Annotated in this window: 21 protein-coding genes; 8 read left to right on the top strand and 13 right to left on the bottom strand. The window is 74.1% G+C overall.

Translation table 11 applies throughout. From position 1 onward, the window contains the following. Positions 1-9 precede the first annotated feature (9 nt). Positions 10-1,791, bottom strand: a complete 1,782-nt coding sequence (locus ACFCLZ_RS03630) for a sulfatase (RefSeq protein ID WP_380283171.1) — start codon at positions 1,789-1,791, stop codon at positions 10-12. Next, positions 1,788-2,429 carry a PadR family transcriptional regulator gene (locus ACFCLZ_RS03635; RefSeq protein ID WP_380283172.1) on the bottom strand — a complete coding sequence of 214 codons (642 nt, stop codon included), beginning with the start codon at positions 2,427-2,429 and terminating at the stop codon, positions 1,788-1,790. The genes ACFCLZ_RS03630 and ACFCLZ_RS03635 overlap by 4 nt, the downstream gene beginning before the upstream one ends. 87 nt (positions 2,430-2,516) lie before the next feature. Here ACFCLZ_RS03635 and ACFCLZ_RS03640 point away from each other — a divergent pair, with 87 nt between their 5' ends. After that, a complete protein-coding gene (locus tag ACFCLZ_RS03640; protein WP_380283173.1) occupies positions 2,517-3,587 on the top strand; it encodes a formylglycine-generating enzyme family protein in 1,071 nt (356 codons plus the stop codon). A 210-nt stretch (positions 3,588-3,797) separates the two neighbouring features. Beyond that, positions 3,798-4,100 carry a hypothetical protein gene (locus ACFCLZ_RS03645; protein WP_380283175.1) on the top strand — a complete coding sequence of 101 codons (303 nt, stop codon included), beginning with the start codon at positions 3,798-3,800 and terminating at the stop codon, positions 4,098-4,100. 144 nt (positions 4,101-4,244) lie between these two features. Here ACFCLZ_RS03645 and ACFCLZ_RS03650 read toward each other — a convergent pair whose 3' ends face one another. The 3 genes from ACFCLZ_RS03650 to ACFCLZ_RS03660 all read right to left on the bottom strand — a co-directional run bounded on the left by ACFCLZ_RS03650 (position 4,245) and on the right by ACFCLZ_RS03660 (position 6,813). Further along, positions 4,245-5,138 (bottom strand): DUF2797 domain-containing protein, encoded by an 894-nt coding sequence (locus ACFCLZ_RS03650; RefSeq protein ID WP_380283176.1) that lies wholly within the window; start codon positions 5,136-5,138, stop codon positions 4,245-4,247. A gap of 296 nt (positions 5,139-5,434) precedes the next feature. Beyond that, positions 5,435-6,022 (bottom strand): rhodanese-like domain-containing protein, encoded by a 588-nt coding sequence (locus ACFCLZ_RS03655; protein ID WP_380283177.1) that lies wholly within the window; start codon positions 6,020-6,022, stop codon positions 5,435-5,437. Between the two features lie 35 nt (positions 6,023-6,057). Then, positions 6,058-6,813 carry a sulfite exporter TauE/SafE family protein gene (locus ACFCLZ_RS03660; protein ID WP_380283178.1) on the bottom strand — a complete coding sequence of 252 codons (756 nt, stop codon included), beginning with the start codon at positions 6,811-6,813 and terminating at the stop codon, positions 6,058-6,060. Positions 6,814-7,157: 344 nt separating this feature from the next. Between ACFCLZ_RS03660 and ACFCLZ_RS03665 the strand changes: the two genes are divergently transcribed. The 4 genes from ACFCLZ_RS03665 to ACFCLZ_RS03680 all read left to right on the top strand — a co-directional run bounded on the left by ACFCLZ_RS03665 (position 7,158) and on the right by ACFCLZ_RS03680 (position 13,797). Further along, positions 7,158-7,889, top strand: a complete 732-nt coding sequence (locus tag ACFCLZ_RS03665) for a hypothetical protein (protein WP_380283179.1) — start codon at positions 7,158-7,160, stop codon at positions 7,887-7,889. 142 nt (positions 7,890-8,031) lie between these two features. Beyond that, complete coding sequence (locus ACFCLZ_RS03670; RefSeq protein ID WP_380283180.1) at positions 8,032-10,209, top strand: restriction endonuclease; 2,178 nt, start codon at positions 8,032-8,034, stop codon at positions 10,207-10,209. A gap of 190 nt (positions 10,210-10,399) precedes the next feature. Continuing rightward, the gene (locus tag ACFCLZ_RS03675; protein WP_380286426.1) at positions 10,400-11,164 is read left to right on the top strand and encodes an ABC transporter ATP-binding protein; all 765 of its coding nucleotides are present in this window, start codon (positions 10,400-10,402) and stop codon (positions 11,162-11,164) included. 74 nt (positions 11,165-11,238) lie between these two features. Then, complete coding sequence (locus ACFCLZ_RS03680) at positions 11,239-13,797, top strand: ABC transporter permease (protein WP_380283181.1); 2,559 nt, start codon at positions 11,239-11,241, stop codon at positions 13,795-13,797. 78 nt (positions 13,798-13,875) lie between these two features. On the opposite strand, the gene ACFCLZ_RS03685 is transcribed toward ACFCLZ_RS03680, so the two are convergent. The 7 genes from ACFCLZ_RS03685 to ACFCLZ_RS03715 all read right to left on the bottom strand — a co-directional run bounded on the left by ACFCLZ_RS03685 (position 13,876) and on the right by ACFCLZ_RS03715 (position 21,724). Next, positions 13,876-15,078 (bottom strand): hypothetical protein, encoded by a 1,203-nt coding sequence (locus ACFCLZ_RS03685; protein ID WP_380283183.1) that lies wholly within the window; start codon positions 15,076-15,078, stop codon positions 13,876-13,878. Between the two features lie 211 nt (positions 15,079-15,289). Then, positions 15,290-15,946, bottom strand: a complete 657-nt coding sequence (locus ACFCLZ_RS03690) for an HNH endonuclease family protein (RefSeq protein WP_380283184.1) — start codon at positions 15,944-15,946, stop codon at positions 15,290-15,292. A 241-nt stretch (positions 15,947-16,187) separates the two neighbouring features. Further along, a complete protein-coding gene (efeU, locus tag ACFCLZ_RS03695; RefSeq protein WP_380283185.1) occupies positions 16,188-17,039 on the bottom strand; it encodes an iron uptake transporter permease EfeU in 852 nt (283 codons plus the stop codon). Positions 17,040-17,095: 56 nt separating this feature from the next. Beyond that, positions 17,096-18,412, bottom strand: coding sequence for an iron uptake transporter deferrochelatase/peroxidase subunit (gene efeB / locus ACFCLZ_RS03700; protein WP_380283186.1), 1,317 nt, complete (start codon positions 18,410-18,412; stop codon positions 17,096-17,098). Positions 18,413-18,551: 139 nt separating this feature from the next. Further along, positions 18,552-19,691: an iron uptake system protein EfeO gene (gene efeO / locus ACFCLZ_RS03705; protein WP_380283187.1), complete on the bottom strand. Its 1,140-nt coding sequence runs from the start codon at positions 19,689-19,691 to the stop codon at positions 18,552-18,554. A gap of 361 nt (positions 19,692-20,052) precedes the next feature. Continuing rightward, a complete protein-coding gene (locus tag ACFCLZ_RS03710; RefSeq protein ID WP_380283188.1) occupies positions 20,053-20,940 on the bottom strand; it encodes an ABC transporter ATP-binding protein in 888 nt (295 codons plus the stop codon). Positions 20,941-21,292: 352 nt separating this feature from the next. Continuing rightward, complete coding sequence (locus ACFCLZ_RS03715) at positions 21,293-21,724, bottom strand: GNAT family N-acetyltransferase (protein WP_380283189.1); 432 nt, start codon at positions 21,722-21,724, stop codon at positions 21,293-21,295. A 166-nt stretch (positions 21,725-21,890) separates the two neighbouring features. Here ACFCLZ_RS03715 and ACFCLZ_RS03720 point away from each other — a divergent pair, with 166 nt between their 5' ends. Next, on the top strand, positions 21,891-23,486 hold the full coding sequence (locus tag ACFCLZ_RS03720) for a M4 family metallopeptidase (protein ID WP_380283190.1): 1,596 nt from the start codon (positions 21,891-21,893) through the stop codon (positions 23,484-23,486). Between the two features lie 55 nt (positions 23,487-23,541). Here the strand turns inward: ACFCLZ_RS03720 and ACFCLZ_RS03725 are convergent, their stop codons facing one another. Next, positions 23,542-23,724: a hypothetical protein gene (locus ACFCLZ_RS03725; RefSeq protein WP_380283191.1), complete on the bottom strand. Its 183-nt coding sequence runs from the start codon at positions 23,722-23,724 to the stop codon at positions 23,542-23,544. A 141-nt stretch (positions 23,725-23,865) separates the two neighbouring features. Between ACFCLZ_RS03725 and ACFCLZ_RS03730 the strand changes: the two genes are divergently transcribed. After that, the gene (locus ACFCLZ_RS03730; RefSeq protein WP_380283192.1) at positions 23,866-24,489 is read left to right on the top strand and encodes a dihydrofolate reductase family protein; all 624 of its coding nucleotides are present in this window, start codon (positions 23,866-23,868) and stop codon (positions 24,487-24,489) included. Positions 24,490-24,493: the final 4 nt, after the last annotated feature.

The following is a 24,493-nucleotide window of genomic DNA, read 5'->3' on the forward strand; positions in this document are numbered from 1 at the left end:
CGCACGGCGCTATTCGCCGTCCGCGCCCGGCAGCGCGGCCAGCGTGGCGGCGAGGGCGCGCAGGTCCGCCGGGCGCACCGACGGGCCCATCGCCGCGAGCCGGAACGGCGAGAGGCCGCCCAGCATCGCCCGCAGGCCGGGGTTGGCCAGCATCGGCAGCCGCGCCAGGACGGCCTCGTGCGCCGCGTCGTGCGCCAGCAGCGCGCGCAGCGGGGTGTGCACCGAGAGCGGGGCGTCCGGGAAGTCCTCCGGCGCGGGCAGCGGTTCGGCGGCGGCGAGCGCCTGCGGGCGCTGGGCGCGGACCAGCAGGTGCTCGGCGGTGACCGGCCCCTCGGCGGGCAGACCGAGCCGTTCGAACTGGTCGGCCGGCGCGTCGCCCTCGCGCAGCGCCTCGGTGAGCAGCGTGGCCAGCCGCAGCTCCAGCTCGTCGTCGACCAGCGGGTGCTCCTGCTCCGGATCGGTGTGCAGGTCGAACAGCAGGGTGCCGAAGGCGTACGGGTTGCCCCAGGAGGTGGCCGGCATCCGCAGCACGGGCGCGCCCTTGGTGAACGGCAGCGGCTCGGCCAGGGTGGCGCCGGCCAGCTCCTGCGGGGTGAAGTGGCCGCGCATGTGGGTGGGCATCAGGGTGTGCTCGTACAGCGGCCGGTTGGCCGGGTCCTTGCAGGCGCGCATGTAGACGTGGCGGCCGTCGGTGATGTTGACGTGCCCGCCGAAGACGCCGAACAGGCCGTGCGGGCGGACCGGGGTGTCCTGGGCGACCGTGTCGGCGAGCGGGCGGCCCTGCATGTCGGGGGTGCGGGGGACGCCGAAGTACTCCAGCAGGGTCGGCCCGAGGTCGACGGTCTGGACGAGCGCGGCGCGCCGGCCGGTGGCCCGGCTGCGCGGGTCCCAGACGAACAGCGGGGTGTGGATGTTCTCGTCGTACCAGGGCTGGATGTTCTTGCCCCACCAGCCGCGCTCGCCGAGCAGCAGGCCGTGGTCGGTGCAGACGATCAGCAGGGTGTCGTCCCACAGGCCGTGCTCGTCGAAGGTGTCCAGGACGCGGCCGAGCGAGTCGTCGCACATGGTGAGCAGCGCGGCGTACTCGTTGCGGGCGTGCTCGACGGCCTGCGGGCTCTCGGTGACGCGCTTGTAGTCGGGCCAGTCGAAGTGCGGGCCGTCCCAGTCGTGCGGGTAGTGCTTCTTGTGCTCGGCGTAGGAGTAGAACGGCTCGTGCGGGTCGAAGCACTCGATCTGCAGGAACCAGCGGTCCTGCCCGCGGTTGGTGGCGATGAACTCCAGGCCGGCGTCGAAGGTGCGGGTCTGCGGGTGGTCGGCGACCTCGGCCAGGTACTGGCGGTTGACCCAGTCCTGGCGCCACGCCGGACCCTCGCGCCAGGAGAGCGTCCCGGGGATCTCCGGGTCGGCGACGTGGCCCTTCCACTTGTCGCCCTCCTGGCCGCGGAAGAACTCGTAGCTGTCGTAGCGGTTGTGGTAAGTGGCGCCGCCGTCCTCCCAGTAGTGCTGGTGGTCGGTGACCAGGTGGGTGTGGACGCCGGCCTTGCTGAGCAGGTCCGGGACGGAGTCGTCGAAGGGTTCCAGCGGGCCCCAGGAGCGGTGCAGGAAGTTGTAGCGGCCGGTGTGCATCTCGCGGCGGGCCGGCATGCAGGGCATGGAGCCGCCGTAGCAGTTGTCGAAGGTCGCGGCGCGGGCGGCGAGGCGGGCGAAGTTCGGCGCGACGGTCCAGTCGCAGCCGTAGGGCGGCAGGAACCGCCGGTTGAGGCTGTCGAACATGACCAGGACGGCTTTCACCGGGGCGTCTCCTCGGGGGCTGCGGTGGGGTCGGTGGGGGGGTCGGTGGTGGGATCGGTGGTGGGATCGGTGGTGGAAATGGTTCCGTCGGCGAGCAGCCGGCGGACGCCCTCCAGCCAGTCGAGCCAGGCGTCGACGGCGGAGGCGCCGTACGCGTGGGTGAGTTCGCGGATCATCCGGACCCGCCGGACGTCCGCCTCCGGCGCGCCCTCGGGGAAGGCCAGGGAGCGGTCCCGGGGGCGCATCGCCGCCACCTGCCGGCGGCGGTAGGCGAGCTCGGTGTCGACCAGCGGGAGCAGCCGCTCCGGGGCGAGCTGGGCGGAGAAGTAGAACCGGGCCATGAAGTCCGGGTCCTGGAAGCGGCTGGTCGGTTCGTACGGCGAGCGGGCCTCGCGGATCAGCTCGGCCCGGCCGGCGTCGGTCAGCCGGTAGACCTTGGCGTCCGGCCGGCCGTCGCGCGGGTCGGTCTCGTAGACCACCCAGCCCTGCTCGGTCATCCGCTTGAGCAGCCGGTAGATCTGGCTCGGGTGGGCGTTGGAGCGGACGAACTGTCCCTCCCCCGCCAGCCACTGCTTGAGGTCCCAGCCGCTGCGCGGGTGGAGGCTCAGCAGACCCAGGAGGACGTGATCGAACTTCACGCGTGACCCTTTCCCGGCCGTCGCCGGTTCTCCTCGTGCGAGCTAGGTGCATTCTCACCTAGGTGCAAAGTGCTATAGCTTGGCCCCATGAGTCAACCCCCCGTCGTCCGCGCCTGCTGCCTGCCGTCGGCCCCGGCCGGCGCCGGACCCGTCCCGCCGCCCCCGCCGCGGGCGGCGGCCGAGCGGCCCGCGCACCCCGAGGTGGCGCTGCCCGGCGGCGTGTTCGCGATGGGGGACGCCTTCGGCGAGGGGTATCCGGCGGACGGCGAGACACCCGTGCACGAGGTGGAGCTGGCGCCGTTCACCATCGACACCGCACCGGTGACCACCGCCCGCTTCGCCGCCTTCGTCGAGGCCACCGGCCACCGCACCGACGCCGAACGGGCCGGCTCCTCCGCCGTCTTCCACCTGTTCGTCCTCGCCGACCCCGCCGACGTGCTCGGCCGCTCCCCCGCCGCGCCCTGGTGGCTCGAGGTGCGCGGCGCCGACTGGCGCCACCCCTACGGCCCGCTCGGCGACTCCGAGGACCTCCGGGACCACCCCGTGGTGCACATCAGCCACCGCGACGCGCTCGCCTACTGCCGCTGGGCCGGGCGCCGGCTGCCCACCGAGGCCGAGTGGGAGTACGCCGCCCGCGGTCCGCTGACCGGCCGCCGCTACCCCTGGGGCGACGAGCTGCGCCCGGACGGCGCGCACCGCTGCCGGATCTGGCAGGGCCGCTTCCCCGACCTGCCGACCGGCGAGGACGGCTGGTACGCGACCGCGCCGGTGGGCAGCTACCCGCCGAACGGCTTCGGCCTGGCGGACGTGGCCGGGAACGTCTGGGAGTGGTGCGCCGACCGCTTCGACCCCGCCTACTACGCCCGCTCCCCGCGCTTCGACCCGCGCGGCCCCGGCGACGACGAGGGTCCGACCGGGAACGACGGCACGGCCGGGGACCGGCGGGTGCTGCGGGGCGGCTCGTACCTGTGCCACGACTCCTACTGCAACCGCTACCGGGTGGCCGCGCGCACCGGCAACACCCCCGACTCCACGAGCGGCAACTGCGGCTTCCGCACGGTGGCGGACCGACCGGGGCACCCTCGAACGTTCGCACGCGGCGCGCGCGGTGGTCGCACGCGCCCCGCTTCTTCGACGGTTCGTCAGGATCGGTGCTGACTCCCCGGGTTTCGCGCTACCGTGGTCCCCGCCGAGAAGGAGTGTGCATATGCCCGAGGTTCAGGCCTGCTCCGGGTGCGGCGGGTCCGGGGGGACGCAGAAGACCGAAGCCACGGTCGAACGGGACGAGGAAGGAAGCATGGTGCCCAAGATCCACGTCTACTGGTCGCCGTGCGGTCGGTGCCACGGATCCGGAACGGTGATCGTCGGATGAGGCTGGTCTTCGAATGCGTCGAGTGCGGTAGCCACTACCTGCCGCCGGAGGCGATGGCGTACCCCGACGGCCCCGCCTCGCCGATCTGGTGCACGGGGTGTCAGACCGCGAAGCGGGCGGCCGGTGTCCGGGAGGATCCGCTGCTGGCGCGGGTCGCGCTGGCGGCCGCCCGGGCGGCGAGCGCCAGGGCGGCCGCCGAGGAGCCGGCCGTCGCGCGCACGGACGTCCGGCCGTCCCGGCCGCCGGTGTCGCGACGCGCCCGCTCCGGGCCGGGCGTGCTGCGCGGCAAGCTGGCGTAGGGCGGGTCCGAGCGGGGCTCAGCATGGGGTTCGGCAGGAGCGCCACGCCCGCCGACCGCGGCTACCGGCTGCGGGACCACGTCGACAACCTGGAGGCGCTCGTCCTGGACCCCGGCCGACCGCCGAGGTCGGGGGCCCGCCGGGTCAGAACAGCGCCTCCTGGGTGTCCGGCTCGGCCGGGCGGACCCGCTCGCTCAGCGCCAGCCCCGCGGACGGCCGCCCGGCCGCCGGGGCGAGCGTCCAGCCGGTGAGCAGCCGGGTGTCCAGGAGCAGCGGCGTGCCGTCGTCCGGCTGGTCGAGCAGCAGGTGCCGGCCGATCGGCGGGCGCAGCCGCCCGGCCAGCACCGCGCCGTCCGCCAGTGCCTCGACCGCCCGGTAGACGTCGGGGGCGCCGTCGGTCAGCCCGAAGACCCCGACGTGGTCGGTGACCGGGTGGTCCGCCAGCAGCTCCACCCCGTGCCCGCGCAGCAGTTCGTGCGCCCGGACCCGGGCGTCGGTGAGCAGCGCGCGGCGGTGGTCCACGTCGCCGTGCTCCCACCAGTGATCCGGCTTCACCCGGCTCTTGAACCGCTCCCGGGCCAATCCGGAGGCGGCGACGGTCAGTTCGGCCCGGCGGACGGCGGGCAGCGCGCCCCGGGCGGCGAACGTCCAGGCGAGCGCGCCCTGTTCGAGCAGCCGGCTGGTGCCGCGCTGCTCGGCGGTCAGCCCGACCTTGAGCAGCCCCTCGCCGAACCAGGCGAGGTAGAGCCGGTAGGTGCGGCCGTCGTCGAGGATCTGGTCCCGGGCCAGCGCCAGCCCGCGGTCCACGCTCTGGCAGGACGCGCACTGCACGGCGGCGCCGTCCGCCGCGATCACGGCGTGGTGCGGGCACGGCGTGCGCTCGTCCTGCCCCTCCAGCCACGCCCCGATGCACCGGCGCGGCCCCCCGAGCAGCCAGCCGACCTCCACCCCCGGCACCACCTCGCGCTCGTGCACCCGCCGCCCGTGCACCGCGCTCAGCACCGCCCGCCCGTCCCGCCACCCCAACCCGGTGGACACCCACCCACCCGCCACGTTCACCCGCCACCTCGCCGCACACCGTCCGAGCCCCCGAGGCTACCGGCCGCCGCCGACAGCCGGGAAAGGCCTCCCGGACGCCGTCCCCCCGACGCGATCGCCCGGGGCGAGCTGCGCGAGGCCGCCCGGGGCGGAGGCCCTCCGGCTGTTCCGGCTGTCCGCGGCCGGTGGGATCACGGCGGTCCAGGCACTTCCCTGGCGGAGGTGGCACCGCCGCTCGCCCCCGGGGCACGGCTGCGCCGCCGAGCCGGGATCCGGTCGGCGGCGCAGCGGGGGGCTCAGTTCGCCCCGGTGAGGGCGGCGAGGGTGGCTTCGAGGTCCGGGCCCCGGCCGGGGCGGGGGCGGTTGTGCGGGAGGCGGGAGAGCAGGGCGCCCATCGCGCAGGTGTTGGTCGCCGCCGAGAAGACCAGGCCCGCGCCGACCGCCGCCGAGACCCAGCGGGCGCCGGGCAGGACGAGGTCGGCGACCACGCCGGCCACGACCAGGCCGCCGGCCGCGAAGCGGACCTGGCGGTCCATCGCCCACGGCGCCCGCGCCGGGGCGCCCTCGGGGCGCCGCACCTCGTGGCCGGCGGCCGCCCAGGCGCTGGTGCCGCCGACCAGTGTGGCGGCGGGGATGCCGGCCGCGGCCAGCGCCTCGCAGGCCCGGCCCGAGCGGTTGCCGGAGGCGCAGACGACGAGGAGTTCGCCGCGCTCGGCGGCCGCGCGCAGTGCCGGGAGGGCGCGGTCGAGCTGGTCGAGCGGCACGTTCAGGGCGCCGGGGACGTGTCCGGCGGCGTACTCGCCCGGGGCGCGGACGTCGACGACGGTGAGGGCGGCGAGGCGCGGGTGCGCCTGGGCCGGGGTGAGTTCGGTGAGGGCGGTCATGGGACTCCTGACAGAAGGGGGACGGTGGTACGGGGTCAGAGCAGGGCGTCGACGCCCATGACGGCGGCGACGCCGAGCAGCAGGACGGCGAAGATCCGCTGGAGGACGGCGCCGGAGAGACGGGCCGCGAGCCGCTTGCCGTCCCAGGCGCCGAGCACGGCGGCGGCGGTGAACGGGGCGATCACCGCCCAGTCGAGTCCGGCCGCGCCGCCGCCGCGGGTGGCGAGCGAGGCGGAGGCGTTCACGGCGATCACCGGGAGGCTGGTGCCGACGGCGGCCTCCATCGACAGCCCGACCGCGCCGACCAGGGCCGGCACGGCCAGGAAGCCGCCGCCGACGCCGAGCAGGCCGGTCAGGGCGCCGAGCCCGGCCCCGGAGGCGGCCGCCCGCCCGGGTCGGGCACCGACCGGCGCCGCCTCGGCCGGAACCGGACGGGGCGGGCGCAGCATGCGGACGGCGGCGAGCGCGGCGACCAGCGCGAAGGCGGCGGTGAGCACGCTCTGCGGCAGCCGGGCGGCGGCGGCGCCGGTGAGGGCGGCGGGGAGCAGCCCGGCGGCGGCGAAGGCGAGGGCGGTGCGCCAGCGGATGGTGCCGGCCCGCGTGTGGGCGACGATCGCGGAGATCGAGGTGGCGAGGACGATCAGCAGGGCGGCGGTGGTCGCGGCGGCCGGGGAGAGCCCGAGCAGGTAGATCAGCGCGGGGACGGCCAGGATGCCGCCACCGCCGCCGAGCCCGCCGAGGACCAGTCCGACCACGGCCCCGGCGGCGAGTGCCAGCAGCAGGGTGGTCATCGGCGCACCCCCGGGAGGCGGACCGTCGTCCGGTGGGGGTCGGCCGGTATTCGGACGGCCGGGGCGGGGCGGGGGTGGTGGTGCATGGCGGTGCTCCTGCGGGGGTGGTGCCGTGCCGGGAGGGGCGGTCAGGCGGCGACGACGGTGAGGCGGCTGCGGTTGCCGAGGCCCCCGGTCTCCGGGGTGTCGACGAAGAACACGTGCCGCTCTCCTTCTCCGGACCTGCTCGGATCCCCTGGGCCTTTTACCCCCGGGGGTATCTTCCGGACTGCCATCGACTGTAGCAGAGATACCCCCAGGGGCATTTTCCGGGCGCAGCGGGCCGACCGGATACCGTCCTGCGCATGACCACCACCGACCTCGCGGCACCGCCCGGACCCCCGACCCCCGACGACCTGGCCGCCGTCCTCCGGCTCGCCGCGGACACCCTGCGCGCCGCGCCCGCCGACGCCGACTGGACCCGCCCGGCCGGCGGCGTCGACTGGGACTGCTGGACCACCGTCGAGCACCTCGCGGACGACCTGATCGCCTACGCCGCCCAGCTCGGCCCGGCCGAGCCGCCCCGCGACCGCTACGTGCCCATCGTCTCCCGGCAGCCCTTCCCCGGCGGGCCGAACAGCTTCGTCTTCGTCCGCCGCGAGGACGGCCCGCGGGGCCTGCTGGAGGTCCTGGAGGCGAGCGGCGGACTGATGGTCGCGATCGCCCGGACCAGGACCCCCGAGGTCCGCGCCTTCCACCCGTGGGGGCTCGCCGACCCGGCGGGGTTCGTCGCGATGAGCCTGGTGGAGACGCTGGTGCACGTGCACGACGTCGCCGAGGGGCTCGGGCTGCCCTGGGAGCCGCCGGCCGACGTCTGCCGCCGCACCCTCGCCCGGCTCTTCCCGGACGTGACGCCGGACGCGGCACCGGACGCGGCACCGGACGTGACGACCGACGCGCCGCCGGACGCGACCCCCGCCGCCGGCCCGTGGCCGACCCTGCTCTGGGCCACCGGCCGCACCGCCCTGCCCGGCCGCCCGCGCCGCACCGAGTGGCGCTGGTACGCGGACGTGCCCCAGCCGGACACCGGCGCCTGACGCCGCCTCACCCCCGGCCGACGCCGCAGGTCGCAGGGGCTTTGCGCACGCCCCCGGTGCACGTTCTATTGTGGCGGGCGCGGCGGCGGCGCGGCCGGGAGGCGGGCGCCGCGGCGGACCGGCGTGGAACGAAGGGGTGGACGTGGCGGGGCGGCGGAACAACGGGGTGCTGGCGGTCTGGGCGGAGACGCAACGGCAGGAGCAGCGCCGGGAGGAGGCCCGGTGGCGCGCCCAGGCCGCCGAGCAGCACCGGCGGGAACGGGAGCAGCGCGAGGCGCAGAAGGCGGCGGCCCGCACCGAGCGCGAGGCACAGAAGGCGTACCAGCAGGGCCGGGAGGCCGAGGCGGCCCGGCGGACGGCCGAACTGGACTCCAGGGTCGAGGAGTTGCGCGGTCTGCTGGCGGCCGGGGCGGGCGGCGCGGCGTTCCGGGCGCAGAGCCTGCTGGCCCCGCGCCCGGTGCCGCCCTTCGAGCCGGGGCGCCTCGGCGAGCCGGTGCCGATGCCGGACCAGTCCCGCTACCAGGTGCCGCCGCCGGACCCGGTGCAGGCCCGCAACCCCGGGGTGTGGCAGCAGTACGAGCAGTACGTGGCGCAGGCCCGGGCCCGGTTCGAGCGGGACTGGTACGCGGCGCAGGCGGCGGAGGCGGACCGGCAGCGCCGGCTGGCCGAGTACCACGGGCAGTACCTGGAGTGGGTGGCCCGGTTCCGCCGGGAGGACGAGCAACGGGCCGCCCGGACCGAGGACCTGCTGCGCCGGCTGCGGTCCGGCGAGGCGGAGGCGGTGCAGGAGTACTTCACCGCCGTGCTGTACGCCTCGGCGGGCTGGCCGGAGGGCTTCCCGCACCGGCTGGTGGCGGCCTGGGAGGCGTCGAGCCGCCAGCTGGTGGTGAACTGGGAGCTGCCGGGCGCGGACGTGGTCCCGGCGACCGCCCGGGTGCGGTACGTGAAGTCGGACGACCGGGAGGCCGAGGTGGCCCGCCCGGCGACCGAGCGCAAGGCGCTGTACCGGGAGGTGCTGGCGCAGACCGCGCTGCGGGTGGTGGCCGAGCTGTACCGGGCGGACGGGGACGGGATGCTGGCCTCGGTGGTGCTGAACGGCTTCGTGCGCGGCATCGACCCGGCGACCGGCCGGGAGGCGGAGCGGTTCCTCACCACGGTGACCGTCGACCGGGGCGAGTTCGCCGGGCTGGCGCTGGACCGGGTGGCGGCCGTGGAGTGCTTCCAGGGCCTCGGCGGGGTGCTGTCGGCGCGCCCCGAGCGACTGGACGAGGTGCGGCCCGACCGGCTGCCGGAGACGGTCGGCGGCAGTGTGGCCGGGCAGGGCGGCGAGGACGACCCGGACCTCTTCGAGATGGACCCGATCGAGTTCGAGGAGCTGATCGCCGAGCTGTTCCGGCTGCGCGGCTTCCGGGTGATGACCACGGCGCGCAGCGGCGACGTCGGGGTGGACGTGGTCGCCGAGGACCTCGATCCGGTGACCGGCGGGCGGATCGTCATCCAGGCCAAGCGCTACCGCTCGACGGTCTCCCCCACCGCGGTGCGCGACCTGGACTCGACGGTGCGCCACCACGGCGCGATCAAGGGCATCCTGGTGACCACCGCGGGCTTCGGGCCGGGCTCGTACGAGTACATCCGCAACAAGCCGCTGACCCTGGTGAGCGGGCCGGAGCTGGTGGAGCTGCTGGCGGAGCAGGGTCTGCGCGGCCGGCTGGGCGAGCGGACCAACGGCGGCGGCCACGCGAACGGCGGCGGCCACCCGGACGGCGACGGCCGTCGCGCGGCGGGGACCGGCCCGGCGCAGGGCGCGACCACCACCCTGGCGGTGTCCTGGCGCAGCCGCACGGCCGGCGGCGACCCGGTCGAGCTGGACGTCTCGGCGTTCCTGTGCGCGAACGGCCGGGTGCTGGACGACGAGCACTTCGTGTTCTTCAACAGCCCGCAGGACCCGGCCGGCGCGGTGCGGCTGCACCCCACCCGCTCGGTTCCGGGCGAGCCGGTCCGCCGTGCCGAGCTCACGCTGGAGCCGGGCCGGCTGGCGCCGGGCGTGGACGAGGTGGTGGTGGCCGTCTCCACCGAGGAGGAGGAACCGCCGGTGCTGCCGCTCGGCTATGTGCACGGACTGGCGCTGACGGGCGCCTTCGGCCCGGACGCGGACGGACCCGCCGAGTGGGCGGCGCAGACCGGCGGGGTGTCGCAGAGCGCGATGGTCCTCGGCTCCTTCCAACGGCGCGGCGGCGTCTGGCGGTTCACGCCGAGCGGGACGCCGGTGCAGGACGGGCTGACCGGGCTGGCGGTGCGCTGGGGCGTCGCGGTCGAGTAGCCGCGGCGCCCGGCGCCTCAGGGCCGGAGGTCATACCTGAGGAGGAGGAGCACCCCCGCCGGACCGCCGGGACGGCGGGGGGAGCCCGTACCCGGGGGCGACAAACCGGACACGGGCCGACGGGGAGAATGGAACGGAAGACGATCTTCCGATCTTCCGATCCGCACCTCCAGGGAGCCTCCTCGTGACGATGCCCGCAACCGCCGTCCGCACCGGCCGGTCGGCCGCCCGCGCCACCGGCCTGAACAAGGTCTACGGGGAGGGCGAGACCCGCGTCGTCGCCCTCGACAACGTCAGCGTCACCTTCCCGCAGGGCGAGTTCACCGCCATCATGGGGCCCTCCGGCTCCGGCAAGTCCACCCTCATGCACTGCATGGCCGGCCTCGACACCGTCTCCTCCGGCTCCTCCACCATCGGCGACACCGAACTCGTCGGCCTCAAGGACAAGCAGCTCACCCAGCTGCGCCGCGACCACATCGGCTTCATCTTCCAGGCCTTCAACCTGCTCCCCACCCTGACGGCCCTGGAGAACATCACCCTCCCGATGGACATCGCCGGCCGCAAGGCCGACAAGCAGTGGCTCGACAAGGTGGTCGAGACCGTCGGCCTCTCCGGCCGGCTCTCCCACCGCCCCAGCCAGCTCTCCGGCGGCCAGCAGCAGCGCGTCGCCTGCGCCCGCGCCCTCGCGAGCAAGCCCGACATCATCTTCGCCGACGAACCGACCGGCAATCTCGACTCCCGCTCCGGCGCCGAAATCCTCTCCTTCCTGCGCAACTCCGTACGCGAACTCGGCCAGACCGTCGTCATGGTCACCCACGACCCCGTCGCCGCCTCCTACGCCGACCGCGTCGTCTTCCTCGCCGACGGCCGCATCGTCGACGAACTGGCCCAGCCGACCGCCGACGCCGTCCTGGACCGCATGCGCCGCTTCGACGCCAAGGGCCGCACCAGCTGACGCCCCGCGTCCGCCGCCCGCCCCGGCCGCGAACCGGCCGCCGTCCCCACGACCCCCAGGACTGACACCACCCCATGTACCGCACCGCACTGCGCAATGTGCTGGCCCACAAGGCCCGACTGCTGATGACGGCGCTCGCCGTCCTCCTCGGCACCGCCTTCGTGGCCGGCACCCTCGTCTTCACCGACACCTTCGGCAACGCCCTGCGCTCCCAGAGCGCCAAGAGCTACACCGACATCACCGTCACCGTCAGTGACGGCGGTGCCGTCAGCAAGGGGTACGACCACGGCACCAGGACCTCCAGCGGCCCCTCCCTCACCGAGGACACCCGCAAGGCGATCGCCGGGCTGCCCGGCGCCGCCGAGGCCCGCGGCGTGGTCAGCGGCTTCGCCGGCATCGCCGACCGCAAGGGCGCCCTGATCGGCAACGGCTTCTCCACCACCGGCACCAACTACGTCCCGGGCGCCGACGGCACCGACCCGCGCTACCCGCTGGTCGACGGCCGCGGCCCGCGCACCTCCGGCGAGGTGGCCCTGGACGCCAAGACCGCCGAGAAGGGCGGCTACAAGGTCGGCGACACCGTCCGCGTCGCCGTCAACGGGCCGGTCATGGAGCTGAAGCTCACCGGCACCGTGACCACCAACGACCCGCGGGTGACCTCCGGCGGCTCGCTCGCCGCCTTCGACACCGCCACCGCCCAGCAGCTCTACCTGGCCCCGGACCGGTTCGCCGAGATCGACGTCAAGGGCCAGCCCGGCGCGGACGACGCCGCGCTGCTCGCCGCCGTCAAGCAGGTCCTGCCCGCGTCCGAGGACCTCGACGCCCGCACCGGCCGCGAACTCGCCGACGAGCAGGACCGGATGATCGAGGCCGGCACCAAGGGCATGTCCACCGCCCTGCTGATGTTCGCCGCCATCGCGCTCTTCGTCGGCATCTTCATCATCGCCAACACCTTCACCATGCTGGTCGCCCAGCGCACCAAGGAGCTCGCCCTGCTGCGCGCCGTCGGTGCCAGCCGCAAGCAGGTCACCCTCTCCGTGCTGGCCGAGGCCCTGCTGGTCGGCCTGACCGCCTCGGTCGGCGGCCTGCTCGCCGGCATCGGCATCGCCGCCGGACTGCAGTCCGTGATCGGCTCGCTGGACACCGGCATGCCCACCGGCCCGCTGGTGATCGCCCCGTCCACCGTGATCGCCTCCGTCGTCGTCGGCACCGTGGTCACCGTGCTGGCCGCCTGGCTGCCCTCGCTGCGCGCCTCCCGGATCGCCCCGATCGCCGCGATGAGCTCGGCCGAGCAGCCGGCCACCCACAAGTCGCTGCTGGTGCGGAACGTCATCGGACTGTTCTTCGCCGCGGTCGGCGTCGCCGCCCTGCTCGGCGGCGCGGCGGCCAAGTCGGTCAACGTGGTGGGCCTCGGCTCCGGTGCGCTGATGATCGGCGTCTTCGTGCTCACCCCGCTGCTGTCCCGGCCGGTGATCGCGCTGTTCGCCCCGGTGCTGCGCAAGCTGTTCGGCACGCCCGGCAAGCTGGCCCGCGAGAACGCCGTGCGCAACCCGCGCCGCACCGCCGCCACCGCCTCCGCGCTCACCATCGGCGTCACCCTGATCACCGCGCTGACCGTGGTCGGCGCCTCGGTGAACAAGGCCGTCGACGAGGCCACCGAGGTCGACCTCAAGGCCGACTACGCCGTCGCGATGGAGAACTTCTCCATGCTCTCCCCCGAGGTCGCCGGCCAGATCGCCAAGACGCCCGGGGTCACCCTGCTGAGCGCGGTGCGCGAGGTGCCGGTGAAGGCCGTCGCCGACGGCGACACCTCCTGGCTGAGCGCCGTGGACGCCACGACCTTCGACCGGCTGGTCGACCTCAAGGTCACCGCCGGCTCCGCCGACGCCCTCAAGCAGGGCAAGCTGCTCGCGACCACCGGCTACGCCGAGCGCAACGACCTGGAGGTCGGCTCGACGCTCGACGTCACCTACCCCGACGGCAGCCGCGCCGCCCTGGCCGTCGGCGGCCTGGTGGAGCAGAACACCGAGGTCGCCGGGCTGGTCGCCCCGGAGCAGGTGGTCGGCGCGCACGCCGCCGCCGGCTCCGGCCTGAAGAAGGTGCTGGTCAAGGGCGCCGACGGCGCGACCCCCGAGCTCAAGCAGGCGCTGCGCGACGCCACCGGCGGCAACCCGCTGATCACCGTCAAGGGCGAGAAGGACATCAAGGCGGAGAACAGCCAGATGGTGTCCGCCCTGCTGAACATCATGTACGGCCTGCTGGGCATGTCCGTGGTGGTCGCGGTCCTGGGCGTCGTCAACACCATGGCGATGTCGGTGTTCGAGCGCCGTCGGGAGATCGGCATGCTGCGGGCGATCGGCCTGGACCGGCGCGGCATCGGCCGGATGGTCCGGCTGGAGTCGCTGATGATCGCGCTGTTCGGCGGTGTGGTCGGCGTGCTGCTCGGCATCGTCACCGCCTGGGCCGGCACCCGCACGCTGGCGGACACGTTCAAGAACATGACCATGGTGGTGCCGCCGGGGAAGATCGCGTTCTTCCTGGCCGCCGCCGCGGTGATCGGTCTGCTCGCCGCGCTCTGGCCGGCCCGCCGGGCGGCCCGGATGGACATCCTGGGCGCGATCAAGGGCGAGTAGCCGTCGCGCACCGCCCCGTGACACACGCCGCCCGCCGGGACCACTCCCGGCGGGCGGCGTGCTGTCGGGCGCCATGGCTCAGGTCCTCCGGTCGGAGGGGGCGCGCGGCTGGGCGGGCGAGTCCCCCCGGGCGGCGTCGCCCGGCGGCTTGCCGACGTCGTCCAGCGTGCTCTGCGCCCGGATGTCCACGAGCCTGGTCACGAGGTGCTGCGCGGCGCCGAACGCGACACCCCAGGCGAGCACCTGGGCGCGGCTGTCGAGGTCGCTCAGGCCCGGGACGAACGCACCCCTGATCAGCAGCAGGCCGATCACGGCGGTCAGCGCGCCGGTCGGGAACTTCAGCGCCGCCGCCGCCAGCGGCAGCATGAACGGCGCGCTGGTGCCCTGGATGCGGCGCAGCGAGCCGATCACGGTGAGCGCGGCGCCGGCCAGCCCGGCGACCTCGACGGTGATGATGTCCAGCCGCGAGGCGTAGTCACCGGGAATCGGCCTGGTCCAGACCCACGGGTACTCCCCGGACGGGCAGACCACCAGCCTGGCACTCGACGGGCCGGGCAGGTTGAAGGCGGGCGCCTGAGCCGGCCCGGAGGTGGGGACCGGGCTGAAGCAGAGGCTCAACGACTTGGGGAAGAACGCGCCGAAGACGGCCAGGCAGATCACGCCGAGCATGACGCAGGCGCTCGCGGCCCAGAGGATGTTCCGCAGACTGCGCACCCGCGCGTACTCGGCGTCGAGCGCCGCGTACCCGGCGTCGAGGGTGCGCACCAGAAGGCTCCGGTCCGCCTCGCCGATCGGCTTGTCCTTCGATCCGACCCGCGCGGCCAGTGCGACGGTGCGCAGGTCCTCCTTGCCCAGGTGCAGCCGCGCCATCGCCAGGATGTCGACGGCACGGGCCGGCAACGACTCGGCCGGGACGACTTCCACGAGCAGCACATCGGCGGAGCGGACGTTCGACCAGCTGCCTTCGAGAGCGGTGGCCCCTGACCAGAGCCGCCGCAGCCACCCGTGCCGTTCGGTGGCCGCCGCGGAGGCCTTCGCCAGACATGCTCTGGCGCCCTCGATCAGCTCCCGGCGTCGGCAGTCGTCCTTGGCGCAGGTCCTGTTCCTGACCTGCTCGCCCCGGCAGGTCCGGCACCCGCAGTCCGCGGCGGCGCACCGCTGGTGGTCGAGTTGTGCCTCCAGGTAGGCGACCCGCGCGAGGACGCGCTCGCGCCATGCCGATCGCTGTCTCTTCCGCCGCTTCGGTAACCGCTCGGACCGGTCGTCCGTTGCCGTCCCCATCTCGACCACTCTCCCAAGCCGAGACGTTCTCTCTCCACCGTAGGCCCATTCGCTGCGCATACCCAGGGAATTCCGGCACCGGTTCCCACCGGTTCCCACCGTTTTCCGCCGTTTTCCGCCGGTTCGGACCGGACGAGGGAGGAGCAACGACGCACCGGCGCCCCGGTGGTGACGGTGGGGCGCCGGTGCGTCACAGGGAGCGAACGTTTCCTCAGCAGCCGTTGAGGATCGAGGAGAGGGCGCTCTTCTCGGCGCTGTCCACGGAGAGGCCGTAGTAGTACTTCACCTGGACCCAGGCGCGGGCGTAGGTGCAGCGGTAGGAGGCCTGCGGCAGCCAGTTCGCCGGGTCCTGGTCGCCCTTGGAGCGGTTGGAGCTCGCGGAGACGGCGATCAGCTGCGGGCGGGTCAGGTCGTTGGCGAGGGCCTGGCGCTGGGCGGTCGTCCAGGCCCAGGCGCCGGAGCGCCAGGCCTCGGCGAGCGGCACCAGGTGGTCGATGTCGAAGCCCGACGAGGTGGTGGTGGTCGCGTTGTCGTAGACCGAGACCCAGCTGCCGCTGACGGCCGCGCAGTTGGCGTCGGTGACGACGTTGCTGCCGTCGCGCTTGAGGACCGTCTCACGGGTGTTGCAGGTGCCGGAGATGGTGATCCAGTGCGGGAAGAGCGCGCGGTCGTAGGTGGTGGTGTGGGACTCCGCGGCCACCGCGATCGAGGCGAGGTAGCCGCGGGCGGTGGCGGCGGAGACCGGGGTCGGCAGGGCGGCATGGGCGGTGCCGGCGCCGGTCAGCAGGGTGGTGAGGGCGAGCAGCAGGGCGCCGAAGACGGCGGCCGGGGCACGGCGGGGCGCGGGTATCGCGGACATCGCGGACATGTGGGGACTCCTGGGTCGAGGAGGGCAGGGGAAAGCCCCCGGGCGGGAACCGGCCCGGGCTGCCAACCAGGATGGGGGCCCGGTGGTTTACGCGGGTAGATCCAGGAGGTGAACTTTTTGACCGACCGTCAGGTACGGCGGCGGCCGACCGGCCGGGAACGCCGAACGCCCCGTCCGGCGGGTGGCCGGACGGGGCGTTGCGGTGTCGCGCGCGGGTGCGCCGACGGCGCGAAGTGTTCGCTCAGGCGGCCGACTTGGCGGCGCCCGGCTTCGGGGCGACCGGCTTGGCGGTGCCGCCGCCGAAGACCCCGAAGAAGAACGCCAGCGTCGGCACCAGGTACACGATCCAGACCACCACCTGGAGGACCGTCGGGTCCGGCTGGAAGTTGAACACGCCCTTGAGCAGGGTGCCGTACCAGCTGTCCTTGGGGATGGTGGAGGAGATGTCGAAGGCGAGGTTGTGCAGACCGCCCAGCCAGCCGGCCTCCTGGAGGTCGTGCACGCCGTAGGCGAGCACGCCGGCGGCGACCACGACCAGCATGGCGCCGGTCCAGGTGAAGAACTTGGCCAGGTTGATCTTCAGCGCGCCCCGGTAGAACAGCCAGCCCAGCACCACCGAGGTCAGCAGGCCGAGCGCCGCACCGATGATCGGGTTGTAGCCGTCCGAGGTGGCCTGCACCGCGGTCCAGATGAACAGCGCGGTCTCCAGGCCCTCCCGGCCCACCGCCAGGAAGGCGGTGACCACCAGGGCGCCGGTGCCCATGGCGAGGGCGGCGTCCAGCTTGCCGTGCAGCTCGGTCTTCAGGTGCCGGGCCGTGCGGCGCATCCAGAACACCATCCAGGTCACCAGGCCGACGGCGATGACCGACAGCGTGCCGCCGAGCGCCTCCTGGGCCTCGAAGCTGAGCTGGGTCGAGCCGAACTGCAGCACGGCGCCGAAGGCCAGGCTGAGCCCGACGGCCACGCCGATGCCGATCCAGACCGGGGGCAGCCGATCCTTGCGGCCGGTCTTGACCAGATAGGCGATGAGGATGCAGACGACCAGGCTGGCTTCGAGTCCTTCGCGCAGGCCGATCAGGTAGTTGGCGAACACGCTGGCTCCCTGGGAGGTGAAGAGTTGGTACGGGCGAGACGGGTGGGGGGTCGGCCTCAGCCGAAGAGGGCCTGGCCCCACCACTCGCCGGGCTTGCGGACGCCCGCGGGGCAGGCGAAGTGGGCCGAACCGACGTGCTGGATGTACTCGTTCAGCGCGTCGGAGGCCGCGAGCCGCTGCTGGAGCGGGACGAAGGCCTTGCGGCTGTCGCGCTGGTAGGCGAGGAAGAACAGGCCCGCGTCGAGCCGGCCGAGGCCGTCGGTGCCGTCGGTGAACGAGAAGCCGCGGCGCAGGATCATCAGGCCGTTGTTGGAGTCCGGGTGAGCCAGGCGGACGTGCGCGTCCTGCGGCATGGCCTTGAGGTCCGGGTCGTCGTGCTCCTTGGTCCGCCCGTACGGCGCGCCCTCGCCCTTGGTGCGGCCGAAGACGTCCTCCTGCTCCTTGAGCGGGGCGCGGTCCCAGGTCTCGATGTGCATCCGGATCCGGCGGGCGACCAGGTAGGACCCGCCGGTCATCCACTCCGGGCCCTCGCCGGGGGCGACCCAGACGTGGTCGGCCAGCTTGGCGGTGTCGGTCCCGGCGATGTTGTGGGTGCCGTCCTTGAACCCCATCATGTTGCGCGGGGTCTGGGCGTCCGGGGTGGTGGAGGAGGTCTTGCCGAACCCCAGCTGCGACCAGCGGATGTTGACGGTGCCCATGCCGATCCGGGCCAGGTTGCGGATCGCGTGCACGGCGACCTGCGGGTCGTCGGCGCAGGCCTGGACGCACAGGTCGCCGCCGCTGCGCTGCGGGTCGAGGTTGTCGCCCTTGAACTTGGGCAGGTCGATCAGGGCCTCGGGCCGCTTGGCCTGGAGGCCGAAGCGGTCCACGCCGTCCTTCTCGAACAGGCTCGGGCCGAAGCCGATGGTGAGGGTCAGCCGGGAGGCCGGCAGGCCCAGGGCCTCGCCGGTGTCGTCCGGCGGCGCCTCCGGCAGGCCGCTGGCCGCGCCGCTGCCGACCTCGCGGCCGCCGGTCATCGCGGCGGCGGCCTTGGTCCACTCCTTCAACATCTTGACCAGCGAATCGCGGGTGGCGGTCGCGGAGACGTCGAAGGCGGCGAAGTGCAGCCGGTCCTGGACGGGGGTGGCGATGCCGGACTGGTGGTCGCCGTAGAAGGGGATGTCGGCGGTGGCCGCGGCCGGGGCGGCCGGGGTGTCGTCGTCCTGGCGGGTGGCGGCGGCGACCGAGCCGACGCCGGCCGCGCCCAGGGCGACCCCGGCACCGGCCCAGCCGATCACGGCGCGGCGGCTGACCGACGTGCGGCCGGCGGCGGCGTCCGCGGTGGCGGCGGTGTCGGCCGGCGTCCCGTTCTGCTGCTGGTTCTCGGCGTCCATGGGCGGGTGGACCCTTCTCTTGCTGGACTCGCGGATGCCGTGGCGGCCACGGGGGCCGCCACGGCGGAGGTCGGATGCGGTGCGCGGTGGTGCGGTGCCCGGTACGCGCGCCCCGGGCGGGCGCACCGGGCGGCGGTCGTTACTTCACGACCACCGCGGCGGCCAGCTTCGACAGCGGCTCGGCCAGCGAGTTGACCGCGTCGGAGAAGGTCTTGCGCTCGGTCTCGGTGACCTTGTCGTACGAGGTGTAGGTGCCGTCGGCCTGCTTGTACTTGGCCAGCAGGGTGGTGATGGCGGCGAACTCGGAGTCCAGGGTCTTGGCCAGCTCCGGGTCCTTCTCCGCGGCCACCGGCTTCAGCAGCTCGTAGGCCTTCTGCGCACCCTCGACGTTGGCCTGGAAGTCGGCCAGGTCGGTGTGGCTGTAGCGGTCCTCCTCGCCGGTGACCTTGTTGGTGGCGACCTCGTCCAGCAGCTCCTTGGCGCCGTTGGCCATGCTGGTCGCGGTGATCTCCGCCTCGGGGATCTTCTTCTGCCAGTCCTTCAGGTCGGCGACCAGCTGGTCGGCGAGCTTCTTCTCGGCGTCACCGATCGCGGCGTCGGCCCAGAGCGACTTCTCCAGCTTGTGCCAGCCGGTCCACTCCTGACCCGGCTCCAGCTTGTCCTCGCGGGTGTCGGTCTTCGGGTCGACGTCGCCGAAGCTCTCGGCGACCGGCTCGGTGCGCTCCCAGCCGGTGCGCGACGGCGCGTAGAGGGCCTTGGCCTTCTCCAGGTCGCCGGACTTGATCGCGGCGGCGAAGGCCTCGACGGCCGGGATGGTGGCGTCGGCCTGCTCCTGGGCGTACTTCCGGTAGGCGTCGACGGCGGCGGTCAGCCGCGGGTCGGCCGGGGCGGCCGAGCCGCCGTCACCGGTGACGGTGATCTTCTGGCGGATGCCGTCGCCGACCATGCCCGGCTTGCAGGCGATCTCGTAGGAGCCGGCCTTGATCTCGGCGTTGATGGTCGTCTTGGTGCCCGGGCCGATGTTCTCGCGCTCGGTGACGATCTTGTCGCCGGCGGCGTAGACGTAGACCTCGGTGACCTTCGAGCCCTTGTTGGAGATGTCGAACGCGACGTGACCGGCCGGGAAGCTGGTCTTCGAGATCTCGCACGCGGTGTCGGTGGCGTTCACCTTGACGGCGTCGGCAGCGGCCTTGTCGTCCTTCTTCGAGCAGCCGGCCAGTGCGGCGGTCGCCACGGCGAGGGTGAGCAGCGTGGCTGCGGTGGAACGACGGGCGGACATGCGGGCTCCAGCGGTCGGGGCAGGTCGAATCAGGGCAGGGCGCAGCGCGGGTGGGGGCAATGGCGCCATCGGCGCCCACCGCCCACTTAGCTAAGGCATACCTTAGGGATATCGAATTTTTCCGTCTACACCGGGGTCGGTCACGAAACGGTGCAGGTGGGAGCGGGCCCGGGCGTCCCGGCGGTCGGTCCACCGACGACTTCCGGCCATCTGGGGCGCATGGGGGGCGTGGCCAGCAGGGCAAAGAAGTGGTAAAGGGGCGTGCACCGGCGGTGCGCGCCCCTCTTCTGCAACCAGTTCTACCCCGGCTCTGCCCCGGTTCTGCCCCCGGTTCCGCACCCGGGCCGGGCTCAGGCCGGGCTCAGGCCTCCGGGGTGCGCCGGGCGGCGGCGCGGGCGGTCCAGCGGCCCTCGTGCCGGGTGATCCGGATCGGGTGCCCGAAGGTGGCGCTCACCAGCCCGGTGGTCATCACCGCGTCCACCGGCCCGGCCGCGACCGTCTCCCCGCCGCGCAGCAGCAGCGCGTGCGTGGTGGACTCCGGCAGCTCCTCCAGGTGGTGGGTGACCAGCACGCTGGCCAGCTCCGGATGCTGGTGGCGCAGCAGGTCCAGGCTGTCCAGCAGCAGCTCGCGGGCGGTCAGGTCGAGCCCGGTGGCGGGCTCGTCGAGCAGCAGCAGCCGCGGACTGGGCATCAGCGCGCGGGCGATCAGCGCCCGGCCCCGCTCCCCCTGCGAGAGGGTGGTCCACGCGGACTCCGCGGAAGCCGCCATGCCGAGGGTGTCGATCAACTGCTCGGCCCGGTCCAGCTCCTCCGGGGAGGGCTTGCGGTGCAGGTCCGGCTCGATGGTGTTGGTCACACCGGTGAGCACCACCTCGCGCACGGTCAGCGGCGAGCGCAGCGGATGGCGCGGGTTGACGTGGCCGAGGTGGGCGCGCAGCTCGCGGATGTCGACCCGGCCGAGCCGGCGGCCGAGCACGTCCACCTCGCCGCGGGTGGGGTGGGAGACGGCGCCGAGCAGGGCGAGCAGGGTGGACTTGCCGGCGCCGTTGGGGCCGAGCAGCGCCCAGTGCTCGCCGGGGTGGATCGCGAGGTCGATCCCGCGCAGCAGGTGGCGCCCGTCGCGGATGACGTCGACGGCCCGGGTGCGCAGCAGCGGCAGCGGTTCCACGGCGGGCCCGCCGGTCGGCCCACCGGCGGGCGGCTCGGCGGCGAGCGGGTCGGACGAGGTGCGCGGGTCGGGCGTGCTCATGGGGCGGGCCTCCTACGGGTTCCGGTGCCGGACGGGGGTCACAGGCAGGGTCACGGGCACGGCGCCGCAGGCGGATGGGCCGGCGCCGACCGTCCGCGTGCAGAGTACAACCGTTCGCCCGGACGGCGGTCCGGGTGTCCGAGCGCTGGACACCGGCCCGCCACCGGGCCTACCGGCGCACGCCCCTTTCCCCGGGCGGGAGTTGGCGGCGGGATCGGGAGGACCGGTCACGGAACCGGTCACGGAATCGGCGCGGGGCGGCCGGTTCCGGCCCGTCGCCGAGGTCGGCGGTGCGGCCCCAGCGCAGCACCGGGCCGGGGGCGGTGACGAGCGGGGGCGTTGGGAGCGGGAGTCAGAGCCTGAGCAGGCCGGCGTCGGTGGGGCGGAAGCCGCAGGCGTCGAGGTAGTAGCCGCGCAGGTGGGGTTCGAAGTCGACGTGCAGCCAGTCGCAGCCGGCCGCGCGGGCGTTGTCGGCGGCCGCGGCGACCAGCCGGGTGCCGATGCCGCTCCGCCGGGCGGCCGGGTCGACGGCGGTGTCGAGGAGGAAGGCGTGGACGCCGCCGTCCCAGAGGACGTTGACGAAGCCGAGCAGCGGGCCGCCCCTGGCCGGGCGGGCGCAGACCCAGCCGAGGCTGTGGCGCTCCAGCCGGGCACGCCAGGGGGTGGACGCGCCGCCGGGGGCGCCCGCTCCGCCGAAGGCGGCGGCGTGCAGGGCGTCGAGCTCGCGGTCGCCGAACTCGCCGCGCCAGAGGAGGTCGAGGGCCGGGGGCTGGGGGGTCGTCATGACAGGAGCGTAAACGGACCGCTCACGGTCGATCACTCTTGATCAGCACAGGACAAAACTTGGCAAAAATCTGACACTGGCTCTAGCTCTGACTGACTGCTCACCGTCAATCTCTCCTCGCAGCCCCTCATCCCTGCACCACGCAGCATCCCCGACTGGAGTCAGAGTGAGCCCCTCCTCCTCTTCTCGCCGCCGCCTCGCGGCCGGAGCCATAGCCGCCACCGCCGCGCTCGTCGCCGCCACCGTCACCGCGGGCACCGCCTCGGCCGCCCCCGCCGGCCGGGACGCCGCGATCGCCCAGGCCCGGGCCAACGTCGCCCGCAACGCCGCGGTCTTCGGCTTCGCCGACGGCCAGGACCTCGTCCTCAAGGACGTCGTGCTCGACGCCGACGGCACCCAGCACGTCCGCTTCGACCGCACCTACCTCGGCCTGCCGGTGGTCGGCGGTGACCTGGTGGTCCACCAGGACGCCCGCGGCCGGCTCAAGGACTCCTCCCGCGCGGCCGCCCACGACGCCGCCGTGCGCACGATCGTCCCCAAGGTCCCCGCCCAGCTCGCCGCCGGCCGCGCGCTGGCGGCCGCCCCCGGCATCAGCGACGCCGGCAGCAGCCCCGAACTCGTCGTCTGGGCCGCCGACGGCACCCCGCGCCTCGCCTGGCGCACCACCGTGCAGGGCAGCGGCGACCACGGCCGGCCCGCCGGCCGCGTCATCGTCACCGACGCCACCAGCGGCGAGCAGATCGAGGCCTACGACGCCGAGCACCAGGCCGCCGGCACCGGCCACTCCGAGTACACCGGCGACATCACCGTCGACACCACCGCCCAGAGCGGCAGCGGCTACGCGCTGATCGACCCGCTGCGCGGCCACACCACCAGGGACGCGCACAACGCCTCCGCCGGCGCGATCAACGCCAACTCCGGCACCCTCTACACCGACGCCGACAACGTCTGGGGCGACGGGAAGAAGTTCTCCACCGACCGCGCCACCGCCGCCGTCGACGCCCACGCCAACACCGCCTGGACGTACGACTACTACAAGAACACCTTCAACCGCAGCGGCATCAAGAACGACGGCAAGGGCGCCACCGTCTTCGTGCACGTCGGCACCAAGTGGGACAACGCCCAGTGGTCCGACAGCTGCTTCTGCATGATGACCGGCGACGGCGACGGCGTCACCGACCCGGAGCAGGTCGACCTCGACACCATGGGCCACGAGATGACCCACGGCGTCACCAGCGCCACCGCCAACCTCCGCTACAGCGGCGAGTCCGGCGGCCTCAACGAGGCCACCTCCGACATCTTCGGCACCATGGTCGAGTGGTACGCCAACAACCCGGTGGACACCGGCGACTACCTGTTCAGCGACCAGTCCACCCCGCCGTGGCTGCGCCGCTTCGACAAGCCGTCCCTGGACGGCAGCTCCGCCGACTGCTGGAGCCGCAAGGTCGGCCAGCTCGACGTGCACAACTCCTCGGGCGTCGGCAACCACTGGTTCTACCTGGCCAGCGAGGGCAGCGGGGCCAGGACCGTCAACGGCGTCGCCTACAACAGCCCGACCTGCAACGGCTCGACGGTCACCGGCATCGGCAACCAGAAGGTCGCGAAGATCTGGTACCGGGCGCTGACCGTCTACATGACGTCCACCACGGACTACAAGGGCGCGCGCACCGCGTCCCTGAACGCCGCCAAGGACCTGTACGGCCTCAACAGCACCGAGTACAAGGCGGTCGCCGCCGCGTGGAGCGCCGTGTCGGTCGCCTGACCCGGCACCCGGCGGCCCGGCGTCCTTACGGAGGGGGACGGCGGGCCGTCGGGCGTCAGGCATCAGCCCAGTACGCGGACCGGCGCGGCGTGGCCAGCAGCCGGGGGAACGCCGGGGCCGGGAAGGCGATCCGCTCGCGCTGGGTGACGACGACGTCGAAGTCCTGGACCGCCGCGACGAGTTCGTCCTCCGAGGCCGGGTGCTCCCGGAACGCCACGACCTCCACCCGGTCCGCCACGGCGACCAGTCCGCGATCGTGGTGGCGACACCCTTTCCAGACCCCCCGCGCGCCGCCCCCACCGGCGTGGCGGCTCGGCGCCGCGGGCGGCGGTCTGGGATCTTGGGTCCGGGGGACGGCATCCGACCGGGGAGACCCTTCATGGCCAAGCTGCTCCTGACCACCTTCCTGACCCTGGACGGCGTGATGCAGGCCCCCGGCGGGCCGGACGAGGACCGCGAGGACGGCTTCGCCCACGGCGGCTGGCTGTTCCCCTTCGCCGACGAGGAGTTCGGCGCGCTGATGAACGGCGTGCTCGGCCGCGCCGGCGCCTTCCTGCTCGGCCGCCGGACGTACGACATCTTCGCGGGCTACTGGCCGAAGGTGACCGACCCCGCGCACCCGATCGCCGCCCCGCTCAACGCGCTGCCCAAGTACGTCGCCTCCACCACCCTGCGCGCCCCGGCCTGGCACCACACCACCGTGCTCACCGGCGCCGCCCCCGGGGGCCTGCCCGCCGAGGTGGCCGCGCTCAAGGACCGGCTGGGCGACACCGAGATCCAGATCCACGGCAGCGGCGCCCTGGCCCGCGCCCTGATGCCGCATCGCGTCATCGACGAGTACCACCTCGTCACCGCCCCCGTCCGGCTGGGCACCGGCCACCGCCTCTTCCCGGAGGCGGGCCCGCCCACCGCCTTCCGCCTCGTGGGCACCCGCACCACCCCGTCCGGTGTCACCGCCCACACCTACCTCCCGACGGGGTCGGCGAGCTTCGGCACGTTGTAGGGCC

This window comes from Kitasatospora purpeofusca (assembly GCF_042691725.1).
Lineage (GTDB): Bacteria > Actinomycetota > Actinomycetes > Streptomycetales > Streptomycetaceae > Kitasatospora > Kitasatospora purpeofusca_B.

Excerpts from the sequence above, each read along its gene's own strand:
- ACFCLZ_RS03640 (WP_380283173.1), top strand. The coding sequence starts at position 2,517 with ATGAGTCAACCCCCCGTCGTCCGCGCCTGCTGCCTGCCGTCGGCCCCG.
- ACFCLZ_RS03675 (WP_380286426.1), top strand. The coding sequence starts at position 10,400 with ATGCCCGCAACCGCCGTCCGCACCGGCCGGTCGGCCGCCCGCGCCACC.
- ACFCLZ_RS03685 (WP_380283183.1), bottom strand. The coding sequence starts at position 15,078 with ATGGGGACGGCAACGGACGACCGGTCCGAGCGGTTACCGAAGCGGCGG.
- ACFCLZ_RS03710 (WP_380283188.1), bottom strand. The coding sequence starts at position 20,940 with ATGAGCACGCCCGACCCGCGCACCTCGTCCGACCCGCTCGCCGCCGAG.
- ACFCLZ_RS03680 (WP_380283181.1), top strand. The coding sequence starts at position 11,239 with ATGTACCGCACCGCACTGCGCAATGTGCTGGCCCACAAGGCCCGACTG.
- ACFCLZ_RS03715 (WP_380283189.1), bottom strand. The coding sequence starts at position 21,724 with ATGACGACCCCCCAGCCCCCGGCCCTCGACCTCCTCTGGCGCGGCGAG.
- ACFCLZ_RS03655 (WP_380283177.1), bottom strand. The coding sequence starts at position 6,022 with ATGACCGCCCTCACCGAACTCACCCCGGCCCAGGCGCACCCGCGCCTC.
- efeO (WP_380283187.1), bottom strand. The coding sequence starts at position 19,691 with ATGTCCGCCCGTCGTTCCACCGCAGCCACGCTGCTCACCCTCGCCGTG.
- efeB (WP_380283186.1), bottom strand. The coding sequence starts at position 18,412 with ATGGACGCCGAGAACCAGCAGCAGAACGGGACGCCGGCCGACACCGCC.
- ACFCLZ_RS03690 (WP_380283184.1), bottom strand. The coding sequence starts at position 15,946 with ATGTCCGCGATGTCCGCGATACCCGCGCCCCGCCGTGCCCCGGCCGCC.
- ACFCLZ_RS03645 (WP_380283175.1), top strand. The coding sequence starts at position 3,798 with ATGAGGCTGGTCTTCGAATGCGTCGAGTGCGGTAGCCACTACCTGCCG.
- ACFCLZ_RS03665 (WP_380283179.1), top strand. The coding sequence starts at position 7,158 with ATGACCACCACCGACCTCGCGGCACCGCCCGGACCCCCGACCCCCGAC.
- ACFCLZ_RS03730 (WP_380283192.1), top strand. The coding sequence starts at position 23,866 with ATGGCCAAGCTGCTCCTGACCACCTTCCTGACCCTGGACGGCGTGATG.
- ACFCLZ_RS03660 (WP_380283178.1), bottom strand. The coding sequence starts at position 6,813 with ATGACCACCCTGCTGCTGGCACTCGCCGCCGGGGCCGTGGTCGGACTG.